This window comes from Pedobacter chinensis, assembly GCF_003339865.1.
Lineage (GTDB): Bacteria > Bacteroidota > Bacteroidia > Sphingobacteriales > Sphingobacteriaceae > Pedobacter > Pedobacter chinensis.
In genome coordinates this window covers 173602-187282 of record NZ_QPKV01000001.1, presented here as the reverse complement: position 1 = coordinate 187282, position 13681 = coordinate 173602, and the positions used below count along the sequence as shown (strand labels likewise).

Below are 13681 nucleotides of genomic sequence, written 5' to 3'. Positions count from 1 at the left end.
TTCATATTATTTATCGGTTTCGCTTACAAAATTCAATTGGCTTTTACCTAAATCTTTCGAAGTAGCTACGGCAATTCCGCGTTGATCTTGTTTATTTACTGCACAATAAAAGTGGTAAACCACTCCTTTGTATTTCAATACGAAAGATTTATGAGCATACAATTCATCATATTTTTCTGATGACTCAACCAGGTTATTGCCTGTCCAATCTGTCCAGTTTACTAAATCATTTGAGGCAGCAAACCGATTGAAAGCACCTTTTCTATCTTGCCAAAATGCACCGAAGTAGAACATTACCCAGGTTCCGTTTATTTTTTGAATAACTGCATCTCCCGTAATACCAACAGGATGATGAACCACAGGATTTTCATTGAAACGCTGCCAATGTACCATATCATCAGAAACAGCCATGCCAATTCGCTCGTACCAGCGTGTTTTTTTATTGTTGGCTAAAGAATCTCCAACAGCATTATAATACATTACAAACGGATGTCCTGTTAATTTTTGTTTATCCTCAATTACTGTGCTTTTAAAAAGCTTATTTCTATTTTCCCACCAGCGCACATCAGCATCTGCAGAAGTTAAAACAGGTTGATCTAACCGGCTCCATTCCTGCACAATTGATGGATGTTTTTGAGTATAAGCCATTCCTATTGATAATGGTTCCACTTCATAACCTTTTTCTTTGCCTCCAAAATATGACATCCAGTATTTGCCATCGAATTTATTTAAGGCATAATTTCCACCCCATGCTGTGTTTTGCAAAGCATTGTAGCCTGCTTTTTGGTTGTCATCCCAATGGCCGGCATCACCAAACGACATAATTTTACCTAGGTTTTCCCAATGCAATAAATCTTTACTTTTGGCCAGCCAGGTTTCATAACCACGTCCGCTAAATATCAGGTAAGTCATATACCAAAATTTCCCTTTACGAAAAACGGTCGGACAATCCATTTTATGCTGATTATCTTCTGGAACCATCACCAAGCCATACTTATATGGTGTTTTCACTTCCTGATAAATCTCTTCCATCGTTTTTGCAGAAACCGGGTTAGCAGTTTGCGCCTGCACTCCGGACACGATAAAAATCAGAAATAGGATAATCTTCATTCTACTCATTAGTGCATAAAAATTTATAATGTCCTGAACCTATAGTAACTTTTGCTTTCCCATTTTCAAAACTTAAAGTATTCATTCCTGGGTTCAGTTTATCAGTAATGGCCTGTTTTGATTCACCTGGAAAATAAACGTCGGCTTTTGTATTTACAGGAATATTAACCTCCAACGTAAAAGTTTTATCTGTTTTTTCCCATTTTACAGATATTTCTCCATAAGGAGAATGGTAACTCACATTGGCCGATGTTAAATCGCCAACTACCTCAGGCTGAATTTTGATATGGTTAAAAGCAATGGAATTTTCTGCCCGACGGATACCACCCACACCACTGTACAACCATTCCATTAAATGGCCGAGCATAAAATGATTATTGGAAACTGTTGGTAATGCCGCCCAACTTTCGGTTAATGCGGTTGCACCTTTGGCCAGCTGCATGCCATAGCCAGGAACATCCGAGCGGCTGTTCATATCGAAAATCACGTCTGATTTCCCTGCATCTTCCAAAACACGTAAAACATAACGATAGCCAATGTCACCAGCTGTTAAGCTATTTTTTCGATCTCTAATGTCTTTAACCAGATTATCGATTACTTCATTTTTATATTTATCTTCAACTAAACCCATGTAAACTGCCATTGCATTTGCAGCCTGCGAACCAGTGGCATATTGCTTGGTTTTGGCATCAAAAAAATTGTTGTTAAAAGCGCTCTTAACCTCAGCAGCCAATTCTGCATAAGCCATAGCATCGGCCTTTTTGCCTAAAAGTGTTGCTATTTTCTCTAACACTTTTAAATCGTAATGATAAATCGCCGTTCCGGTAACACCCATTGGGGTTAATTGAGAAACACCAGGAGGTTTTGGTCCCAGATCATACCAATCGCCTAAGCCTTGAGTTAAAATATGACCATTTGCTTTTGTACCCAAATAGCTGATATAGCGTTGCATCATTGGGTAATAATCAACCATAGCTTGTTTATCGCCATACCATTGATATAGATACCAGGGCAGTAAAATTCCACTACTTCCCCATTCCGGAGAATCGCGAAACATATCGCCACCCCATTCAAATTTTACATATTCAGGTGCGATCTCAGGAATCAATCCGTTAGCCAATTGGGAATTTTTCATATCCTGCAAAGCCTTTTTAAATAAAGGTGCAGCATTATAATTATAAACTACTGAGTTACCCATTAAATGTAATTGTTCTAACCAACCCAGTTTTTCACGGTGCGGGCAATCAGTAAAAACGCTGACCATATTACTCTTAATCGACCAATCAATCAGGCTAAAAGTTTTATTGAATAACTCGTTGGACGAAGAGAATTTACCCACTTGTTCAGCTGCATTTCTGATATGTAATGCCTTTAAATCTTCAATAACAGCTTGGTTTGTTGCAGTTTCTTTTCCTGCAGGAACAGCACCTTTAACCTGCAGATATCGAAATCCTGTATAAAAGAATTTTGGCCTCCAGGTTTCCGAACCGTTGCCTTTTAAAATGTAAGTAAAATAAGATGGGCTTCCGATATTTTTTTGGGTCACTGAACCATCAGCTTTTGCTAATTCAGCCGGTGTGATGCGAACCGTATCGCCTTTCTTGCCCCGAATTTTTAATTCGATAATGGCTGATGAATTTTGCCCCATATCATAAACCCATTCATTGTTTGCAACGGCGTAGCTATTTTGTGGGGAAAAGTTTTCAAAAATTTTTACAGGCTCTTCTTTCTGTGCGTTTAACTTCGGTCCATCAACCAGAAACACCGATTTCCATTTCATGTCATTAAAACCAGCCGAATCCCAGCCTTTTTGTTCGAGGTTAGCATTATAATCCTCTCCACCATAAATACTCGAAAAAGTAACTGGCGATGGCGCCGTTTTCCAGGTTTGATTACTGATGATATTTGAAGAAGTTCCATCAGTATATTCAATCAATAATCTGCAAATCATTTTCGGATAACCGAAAGCAGCTTTTAATTTTCTATATCTTTCCTTCACTGGCGGAACGTAATAAAAACCGTTACCCAACATTACCCCTATTGCATTTTCGCCTTTTTTAACTTGTTTGGTTAAATCGTAAGTGACATACAAAGCCTCCTGGTCATATTTTGTCCAGCCTGGCGCTAAGAAATCATCGCCTACTTTTTGGCCGTTTAAAGTCATTTCAAAATGACCTAAACCAGAAATAAATGCAGTTGCTTTCCTGATCGGTTTTGCTGCTGTAAAAGCTTTACGAAACATTGGCAAGATATTATTACCACTGAATTTATCTTTTTTACCATCAGTGGGCAGGCTAATTACATTTGAATCAGCAAGCTTTTCATAAGCAATCCATTTCGCACCTTTCCAATCATCAGCATTTAGCAATCCCATTTGCCAAAAAGCTAAATTGCTCCAGGCAGATTCATTTCCCGAATTATCCCAAACGCGAACTTTCCAGTAATAAGTTTTTGTTGATAAAAGTTTAGCGCCTTTATATTTTATCTGAATCGATTGACCCGAATTAACTTTTTTAGTATCCCAAATATCGCCTACGTTTTTTTTCAAACCTGCAGCGCTGCTCGATACCAAAATCTGATAAGCTGTTTGCATTACGCTGTGCTTTGATGACTGTAATTTCCAGCTCAAACCCGGGGAAACCAAATCAATACCAATAGGATTATTCCGATATTCGCAGCTTAAGTGAGCAATTTTAATCTCCTGCGCAAAAAGCGGAATGCTTAAAAGATAAAGCCAAGAAAAAATCAGGATTTTACTCATTATCTTATGGTTAGCACTGCGTTAATTATTTTACGCAAAAGCAATAGTTAAATTTTGGTTTATAAATGGTTATTGATACCTTAAGCTAATAAAAGCCAACTTAAAATCAGAAAAAAAGCATCAATTCAAATATAAATGTTTTTTTTAAATATGAAAACATATATTCGTATTTAAATTATACAAAATCTTCTCATCAATAATTAAGAAAGCATTTTGTATGTTTGAAATTGTAAAAATAACGCTACAGCCAAATTTAATCCTGTATGAACGAGAAAGAATCGAAATACCAAGCCCCCGCATTAGATAAGGGACTTGATATATTGGAATATTTATCAGCACAATCCATTCCATTGTCTCAAACTGAAATAGCCATCGGAATCGAGAAAACGCCAAACGAAATTTACCGTATGTTGATGAGTTTGGAAAGTCGTGGCTATATTCTGCGTGATGAAGTTTCGGGAAAATACAGGCTTTCGCTAAAGCTTTTTTACCTATCGCACAGGCACTCGCCTATTGATGAGTTACGCAAAGCGGCACAATTTCCATTGGAAGAGCTGGCCAATACCATTCGCCAATCGTGCCATTTAAGTATTTTGTACATGAACCAGGTAATGGTTATTATTCATGCTAAAAGTCCAGGGCCAATTGCGCTTTCAATAGAGGAAGGAAATTTATTTCCATTGCCTTTAACGGCATCGGGTAAGGTTTTACTGGCTTATATGCCCGAGGCTGAACGTACAACTACTTTAAAGAACAACGTTATTTTTAAGAAATATCATAAGACACAACAGGAAGATTTTCTAAATTCTTTAACCGATATTCAGCAAACAGGTTCTTATTTTAAAAACAGTGATTCCGTTTCGGGAGTAACTGATATTTCTGTACCCATTGGAATTGGTGGAAACAACGGCATTATTGCTTGTTTAACTATTTCAATGTTGAATGCATTGAATGCTGATCACGCCATTGAAAACGAGGTAATTTTAGCCGAAGCTTATAAATGTGTTAAAAAGATTGAACAAAGGATTGGGGTGTAAATTTATCTCGTCATTGCCTTTTGTTAAGCAAAGGCAATGACGGCAAAGTAAAAATTCAGAACTTGCCTTTATGTACAACCAACACGCTCGAAATGGCTATCCTGAATACTTTACCTTATATTCTTTTCCTTTTTCAATTTTTATCTCATACAATTCTTTTGATACTTCTTTAACTTCAGCACCTTTAACCACAGGTTTTGATTTGCTTTTTATCCTTAACTTTCCTGTGCCTGTTGCCGAAGAAACCTTAATTTCTTTCTGGCTACAATACACCGAAATATCGCCGTTGGCTGTTGGCACTTTACCCTCCATCCATTCCAAACCGCCTAAGTTTGGTTCAATGGTATACGTTTCATAACCTGGAGTTTCAGGTTGAACGCCTAAATAATATTTCCCTAACAAATAAATCGGACTAGCACCCCAGGCGTGGCAAAGGCTTTTTCCAAATGGGCGACCATACATTTCTAAATGTTCAGTTCCCTTTTTATCAGGATTATATTCTTCCCAAAAAGAAGTTGCACCAAGTTTTAACATTCCACCCCAGTAGTTTTTCATTTCTTTTAATACGTAAGGCTGTTCGCCCATGGCGCATAAAGCCTCCAGTTCATAAAAACGCATGTAAGGTGTTGTGATTTTGGCAATGTTATCATTCAAAAGCACATTCTTTTTAACGGCTAATTTTTGCTCTGGGGTAAAGTAATCAAAGAAAATTCCAAACATATTTGCATATCGGGTTACATTATCCGTTGGCTGATCATTGATTCTGCTATGCACCAAAGCACTTTTATCCTGATTCCAATAGCGTTCGAAAATTTTGCTTTTTATTTCCTTTGCCTGTTTATCGTATTTCGCAGCACTTTCAACATCATTTGCCAGTTTGGCGCACAACACCATGGTTTCCAAACTTCTGGCATAAAGCAATTGCTCAAAGCTTACTTCTCCATCTTTACTCAATTTATCGGCCCAGTCAATGAAAATCCAGTCGCCTGGCATCCATTCCAGTAAACCATTTTTATTCTTTCTGCCATCGATGTAAGTCATTAACGATTGCATCCGTGGATAAATATCCTGTACAAATTTTTGGTCGCCAGTAAATTTATAGTAATCATAAATCCCTAAAAACCAATAGAAAGAATAATCCATAATGGTATTAATATGTGCTGTTACAGGGTCTTTCCCACGTTGGGCAAGCAAAGTTCTTTTAACTGTTGGAGCATCAAAAAAAGAATAATAGTTCATCAAATAACTTTGATAAGCATCGCCACTCCAAACCCAGCGATCGCGTTTTATACCATCGATGAAAAACTCACGCGTGTTTAGATGGAAAGTATATTTAGCTACCTCATAGATTTTGTTCAATTCTGCATCTGAAGATTTAAAACTTCCTCTTTCGGTTACTGGTGCGTATTCATAAAGCATTGAAATTGAATCTACTGAAACCCCACTTTCAGATTGATAATTCACATACCTGAAAGCCTTGGAAAGCGGCATAACGGAGTCTTTTTTCTGCACTAGATCAATATCCAGGTTATCCAAAGTTTCGCATTTATTGATCGATAAAGCCTCTTCTTTTGATTCTCCATAGTAAATGCTCAATCTGCCTTTTCCTTTTAAACCATGAACCTTGATAAAACCGAATGTTTCTTTGCCGAAATCGACAACAAAACCATTATTTACCTTTTCAGTTTTAATGGCTGAATGAGCTACTACAGGCAACTTGAATTGAGATGGCAGGATCATTGGATCGGTTAAATTCCACGAACCTGCAGAAACAAATGTTGTACCTGATTTATCAGAGGTTTTTCCACTTGCATCAATCCATTCTTTATCTTCAAAGGTAGTTAACCAGCTTTCATCAGAAACCACCGTTTTGCCCTGAACAAAAATAGCCGGAACATGAGCCTGATTGTAAACCTTTAAGCTCAATTTATGCTTTCCTGCAGGAATTTGAATGCTTGTTGGAAATCCTGAAATCGCCTGACCATCAATTTTCACATTGTAAGTTCCTTCTACAAAAAGCTTAACTTCTTCGGCCTGGGCGAGGTTGAATTCTTTGTGAAAATCGACCAAAACATAATGACTATCCATTTTCCAAAAAACAGGAAAAAACGAACCTCTTTCTGTTCTGCGATTCTGCATAACGTTGCTCATGTAAATATCAAAATCGCCAGGATACCAAATCCATGATGCTTTTTGAGCAAATACAGGTGCTATCAAGCATGTGAAAATTGTTGCCAGAATTATTTTTTTTAAGTTTTTCATATTATTGAAATTATGCATAACGCCATGTATTCTATTTATCATCCGACTTCGGACTCCCGACTTCAGACTTTTTTAATGACCGTTAAAGAAAATATAAAGTGCTACCATCACAATGGCAAGTGCAATCCACGAAATCCATACCGCACGAGCTGGCTTTTCGATATTCGCTTCGTGTTCTTCGTTAATGGCGTAAATGCTTGGCATTCTATCCAATAAAGAAATCAAAACCGCGATGAACAGCAATCCTGTAAAAATCAAAAAAGAAAGCATGAGGTAGTGGGGCCAGAAGGCATATTTATCTGATGGTAAAATCCAAAGGTAAGTTACACCAACGCCCAGACTCAAAATTGAGCCGATAGAAAGGGTAAAATTTACGGCTTTTCTGGTTGTTCTTTTCCAAAAAACGGTTAGCAAAAAAACGACGGAGAGTGGTGGTGCAATGAAGCCCAAAACCGATTGAAATACATCGAATAAATTTAATCCTTTGATATTGTCAATCGCCAGAACCACAATTACAGCGAAAATACAGCCAATAACAACTGTCCATCTGCCTACACTGATCATCTGTTTATTGCTTGCCTGAGGATTAATTTTCTTAACGTAAATATCCATCGTAAAAACCGTACTTAATGAATTTAAAGATGAACCTATTGTGCCAACCAAAACCGCAATCAATACCACGATGACCAAACCGTTCATGCCAGGAGGAAACAAATTGGTAACCATTGTCATGTAAGCCTCGTTCGGATCTTTTAAATTTGGAAATAATACATAGCAAAGTATTCCTGTTCCGATAAATAGTGGTAGTGAAAGAATTTTTAACCAGCCAATAAAGCTTACGCCCAATTGCCCTTGCTTTAGGTTTTTTGCTCCTAAAACGGATTGAACCATTGATTGATCAGTACAGAAAAAAGCCACCGCAGCAACCGGATAACCTAATAAAATAGCATACCATGGATATTTCGGATCGCTGGCAGGTTGGATTAAATTCCAGAAATGAGGTGGTGTTTTTGCATACAAAGCAGAAATTCCTCCAACTTTGTTTAGCCCCAAAAGCATTAGTGAAAGTGAAACAGCTATCAATAAAATCATCTGGAAAACGTTCACTTTTGCAATGGCTTTTAATCCGCCGAAAAAGGTAAATAATCCTGCGAAAGCCACTAAAACCGTAACCGATTGCCACATCGGGATGCCCAAAATCTGGCGGACTAAAAATCCTCCTGCGAATAACCCGAGCGACAACCACGAAATTAAGATCTTAATCAACGCATACCAGGCCAATATGTTTTGAGTAGAATCGCCATATCGATTTCCCATAAACTCAGGCATGGTACTCACTTTTGCTGCAAGGTATTTCGGAGCAAAAACAATTGCCAATAAGAATAAAAATATAAAAGCATACCAATCGAAATTGACCGCTACAATGCCTGTGCTATAGCCAATACTTGCAAAAGCCAGTAACATGGATGGACCAACATTTGTGCCCCACATGTTAAAGCCGATACTCGACCAGTTTAATGATTTATTAGCCAGGAATAAGGTTTCATCTTCATTTTTCTTCTTCGAAAAACTGGCCCGATACCCGATTATGATCAAAATAATGAGGTAGGCGATTACGATGAGGTAATCTAAGCTGGTTAAACGTTCTACAATGTGGTTCATTGGTTCATTTGGTTAGTTTGGTTTTTGTTTTGCCTCGGACTCATAGCATTCACGGAGATAATTTTTTATGCGCCCCGTAGTTGCGAGGCACGAAGGAATTTTATGTGTTTGCTACCCAACCTAAAATTGTAGGATTGCTTCGTGCCCCGCAATGACAATCGCTGTATGTTTCCGTGGTAAACAATCACAATCCTATCGATTCCCGGGTAATATTGTTTGCTTTCAATATCTCATCAACTTTTACTGGTAAACCTGTTTCCAAAGATTGATCCATTGCCTGTAAAAGTGCAACTGTCCCAATTCCTTCTTTCAAATCAGGATAGGCTGTAAATTTATTGTTGATGCTATCTGCAAAATAGTCCAGGTAATTTTGGTATTCTCCTGCATGATGGCTTTGTCCTTCGAAACGAAAGTAATGTTTTAAGGTAGAGTCGCCCCAGGTAATTATCTTTTCTTCGCCAGTTTTTGTGGTAACAGAATAACGTAATTCATGGTAATCGGCCTGACTGGCGCCTTCGGTTCCACGTAAAATACAACTCATTCCACTGTCGCGACTTGCAGGTTGCGTTGGACCCGTGTAAGCGCCGCTCACTCTTGCTATTCTTCCATCTTTTGCCTTAAAAATGAAGTGCATCGTATCCTGATTTTTCAAACCCGCTTTCAGTCCATTGCTGCTCAACATACCATAACCCATTACCTCTTCAATATCTGGCATATACCACCGCACAAAATCGACCGGATGACTTAAGCCACCATAAAGCCATTTGAACGATTGTTTTAGTGCCCAGCCTTTCTCTAAAAACCAACGATGATCGGCGTGATAATGGCTTTCAATCGTGATTAAATTGCCAATCAAGCCCTTATCAAAATCTTTCTTTTGGCGCATGGCCGGTTCAAAAAAACGAGAGCTTTGCCCTACGAAAATCTTTTTCCTAGATTTTTTAGCCAGCTCCAGAAGTTCGTTTGCCTGTGATAAATCGTCAATGAAAGGTTTTGTACAAACCACATGTTTTCCATGTAGCAAAGCTTGTTTAATGTGTTCAAAATGCAAATGATCTGGCGTGTAAATTGCAATCATATCGATTTTGTCACTGGTTAACATATCCTCGTAACTGGTTGTCCAGTTTTGAAAATCGAATTCCAAAGCGCGTTCTTTACAAAGCTTTTTATTGGCATCGCAAATTTGAATGAGCTTAAATTTTTTGCTCGCCAATGATGCAGAAATCGTACTTCTGCCCTCTCCTAAACCTAAAATCCCTAATCTTAACATGGTATTATTTTTCTAAGCGTTATTATTTTTCGTTTTGTCATTCTGGCGCAGGAAGAATCTCTAACCGAAAAGTACAGAACCCGCATCTATCCAGGGTTTTTGTTGTACTTTAATTTAAGCCGGTTTTCCATCGCTTGGAGATTCTTCACTTTGTTCAGAATGACAAACCCTCTAATCTTAACATGATCTATTTTTATAAGCATTATTATTTTTCCATCAGTTGTTGTCATTCTGGCGCAGGAAGAATCTAACCGAAAAGTACGGAACCCGCATCTATCCGGGGTTTTTGTTGTACTTTAATTTAAGCCGGTTTTCCATCGCTTGGAGATTCTTCACTTTGTTCAGAATGACAAACCCTCTAATTTTAACATGATATTATTTTTCTAAGTGTTATTATTTTTCCATCAATTGTTGTCCTTCTGACGCCGGAAGAATCTCTAACCGAAAAGTACAGAACCCGCATCTATCCGGGGTTTTTGTTGTACTTTAATTTAAGCCGGTTTTCCATCGCTTGGAGATTCTTCACTTTGTTCAGAATGACAAACCCTCTAATTTTAATATGATATTATTTTTCTAAGCGTTATTATTTTTCCATCAATTGTTGTCTTTCTGACGCAGGAAGAATCTCTAACCGAAAAGTACAGAACCCACATCTATTCGGGGTTTTGTTGTACTTTAATTTAAGCCGGTTTTCCATCGCTTGGAGATTCTTCAATTTGTTCAGAATGACAAACCCTCTAATCTTAACATGATCTATTTTTATAAGCGTTATTATTTTTTCATCAATTGTTGTCATTCTGACGCAGGAAGAATCTCTAACCGAAAAGTACAGAACCCGCATCTATCCGGGTTTTTTGTTGTACTTTAATTTAAGCCGGTTTTCCATCGCTTGGAGATTCTTCACTTTGTTCAGAATGACAAACCCAGCAACACGTATTTATTCTATCGGTTTAAAAAAAAACCCAAACCTCATCAAGTTTTGTACCTTCAATTCCTTCCTGATATTTTTTCATTATGGCATTCCATTCATCCACTTTCGGATTATTTTCTGTTGTTTTTGGATTGAGTTCATCTAAACTTTTTCCTTTTGGAATACTAATGACCAGCATTAATTGCCTGTCATTTTTAAAAATTGCCAACCGTTGAAACTCTGCATTGCAAAATCCTTTTGATATCTCAGGCCATTTTTCAAACTGCGTTTTATGATAATCAAGGTATTCCTTTTGCAGTTTTTCATCCTTAACCAAATTCGCCGATAAAATGATATTATCCCATTCTCCCACGGGTTTTTCGCCGCAATTATTTTGTCTGTTGAAATCGTAAAACAAATTATCATACAGTTTAATTTCAGTTGCGTTCAAACCTTTCAAAGTTTGTTTTAAGCTTTCTACTTTTAAGCTTGAGGTGTAAATGACTAACCGGTTATTCCATTTACAAATTGAACCTGGCAGAAGGTTATTTCCTTTTGCAAAACCTCTTAAAACATTGTCTCCCGGAAGATGATCAGATTTAAAGATCAATTCAAATACAACTGACTTATCCTCAGCCTGATTGATTTCTCTTTTTGAATAAGCAGATTTTTCCTTTAATAAATATTGAAAAGGCTTTTCCAAACCTGCATTCAACTTTATATTTTCATCAACTTTTGGCCCATTGTTTTCCCATAAATTGCCAGGACCATTTGCATTCTGAAGATATTTTTCGGCAGGTGTCCAGTTGTTTTTGATGGTAAAGTATGATGAACCTTCATCGGTATACAGGTAAAACCAATGTTCAGGAAGATGTGCAAAAGGTGCTTTGTAAATACTATCAATTACATTTTCTGTAATAAATGATTCGGGTTGGGCAGATAAAGTGTAAATACCAGCCACATCATACAGGTGTTTTCCATAGTGATGAATTTTATTACCGCTAATGGTATTGGTCTTCATTGCATTCTGCGTTTTGGTCCATCCCCAACCCATGCTGATTCCCGAATAAGAGACCTCATTGATTTCATTATGAAGGATTTTAATGCCCCGAACATAACCTGCACCAATGCCTACAGCGCCCCAATCTTCATTGGTCACATCCGTAATCAGATTGTTTTCGATCTTATCATTTGTCGAAATCTCTCTTTGATCTGAAGGATTGTAAGGCAGATGCACTTCTGTTGCCTCATCAGAAAAAGTTCCGATCAAAATCGCAGAGCCGCCAATATCTTTAAATAAATTCCCTTTGATTTTATTATCAGCTGTTCCTTTCTTATAATCCAAACCTGTTGATGCCAAATGTTCGAACCGGCAGGATTCAAACGAAGTATTTGTTGCATAAACCACTTCGACTGCAGATGCAGGCCTCCCCACCCAAGCCTGATTTTCCAAAGTTGTCTTGTCTGGTGTTCCTGGTGTTTTTAGTTTGTAGGCATCGAGCATGTACATCCCTGCCTGATGTGGAACGTGGCCCTGTTGTGATGGCCTCAACCAGGTAGAGTGCTCGAATGAAATGCCTTTAAATCGGATATAAGAAACGGGACGATCAATAGTGCCTTCGATTTTAACAAGATTTTCGATAGCGGGAGCAATAACTTCTGCATTGAGCATATTTTCTGATGCTCTGGGCCAGTAGTAAAGTTTATGGTTTTGTAAATCTTCAAACCATTCGCCAGGTTCGTTTAAAAACTGAATTGCATTAGTCAGATAAAAAGCAGAGTTACCTGTTTTCTCTGAAATCCAGGGTGCTGGCCATGGATGCTCGGATTGAACTCTACTTTCGGGCTGCATAAAAAATAGTTCAGCAACATTTCCGACAACGTTAACTGATTTTACCCGAAGGTTTGCAATTGCCCACCATTGATGAATGAGCATCTCCATTCCCTTAATATCAGTCAAGCTGATGTTTTTTATGATTGGAATTTTACAGGTTTGCTTCCCGGCATCCCAGGATAGTATCCTGCCCATTTCCCCGCCATTATAATTTTTTGCCCGGATGGCTTTCTTACCATTTACCCAGAGTTGCCTGAATATTAAATCGTTTCCATCGAAGTTTGGAACATCAGTAACCCAAACTTTTCCTATAGATTCTTTTGGCAAACCTGGAATTGTTCCATTAAGTTTTTTCCAGTCTTTTATTTTTATGCCGCCACTTAAAATAACCTTTTCATTGGATTCTGCAATAATTTCCGTGGGACTGTCTTTTGTTCCAGAATCTTCAGGACGAAGGACTACAGGTTCGTGCAGTTGATAAAAACCTTTACCGATGATGATTCGAATTCCTCCCTTAATTGAAACATCGTTCAAACGCCTCAGTTCACGAGCTTTTCTGATTGCAAAGTGAAGTGTGCCCAAAGGTTTATCTTTGGTACCGATATTCGTATCAGCGCCATTTATCGAGACATAAATATCGGCTGCATTTGATTTAATGCTCCATAAAAGCAGAATTATGCTAAAAAACAGTTTAAATTTTGAAAAACTGAATTGTTTGGTTTGTGGGAACATGTACCAAGGCATCAATATTCCCGAGCTGTGATACGTTTCTCCACGGGCAACCATATTGCAAAACCAACAAATCATATTTAAGCAATTTTTAACTCTACTCATA

General features: G+C 37.8%; 7 protein-coding genes. 1 reads left to right on the top strand and 6 read right to left on the bottom strand.

Going from position 1 to position 13681, the window contains the following annotated elements; genetic code table 11:
• Positions 1-6: 6 nt before the first annotated feature.
• Together DU508_RS00785 and DU508_RS00780 are read right to left on the bottom strand one after the other, a co-directional pair.
• Positions 7-1110 carry a glycoside hydrolase family protein gene (locus tag DU508_RS00785; protein WP_233509366.1) on the bottom strand — a complete coding sequence of 368 codons (1104 nt, stop codon included), beginning with the start codon at positions 1108-1110 and terminating at the stop codon, positions 7-9.
• A gap of 1 nt (position 1111) precedes the next feature.
• Positions 1112-3871, bottom strand: a complete 2760-nt coding sequence (locus tag DU508_RS00780; protein ID WP_115400941.1) for a family 78 glycoside hydrolase catalytic domain — start codon at positions 3869-3871, stop codon at positions 1112-1114.
• Between the two features lie 263 nt (positions 3872-4134).
• On the opposite strand from DU508_RS00780, the gene DU508_RS00775 reads away from it, so the two are divergent.
• Positions 4135-4908, top strand: coding sequence for an IclR family transcriptional regulator (locus DU508_RS00775; protein WP_115400940.1), 774 nt, complete (start codon positions 4135-4137; stop codon positions 4906-4908).
• Between the two features lie 96 nt (positions 4909-5004).
• Here the strand turns inward: DU508_RS00775 and DU508_RS00770 are convergent, their stop codons facing one another.
• The 4 genes from DU508_RS00770 to DU508_RS00750 form a co-directional block, all read right to left on the bottom strand.
• Positions 5005-7170, bottom strand: a complete 2166-nt coding sequence (locus DU508_RS00770) for an alpha-L-rhamnosidase-related protein (RefSeq protein WP_115400939.1) — start codon at positions 7168-7170, stop codon at positions 5005-5007.
• Between the two features lie 72 nt (positions 7171-7242).
• Positions 7243-8832, bottom strand: coding sequence for a sodium:solute symporter family transporter (locus DU508_RS00765; protein ID WP_115400938.1), 1590 nt, complete (start codon positions 8830-8832; stop codon positions 7243-7245).
• A gap of 184 nt (positions 8833-9016) precedes the next feature.
• A complete protein-coding gene (locus DU508_RS00760) occupies positions 9017-10102 on the bottom strand; it encodes a Gfo/Idh/MocA family protein (RefSeq protein ID WP_115400937.1) in 1086 nt (361 codons plus the stop codon).
• Positions 10103-11052: 950 nt separating this feature from the next.
• Positions 11053-13680 carry an L-rhamnose mutarotase gene (locus DU508_RS00750; RefSeq protein ID WP_233509365.1) on the bottom strand — a complete coding sequence of 876 codons (2628 nt, stop codon included), beginning with the start codon at positions 13678-13680 and terminating at the stop codon, positions 11053-11055.
• Position 13681: the final 1 nt, after the last annotated feature.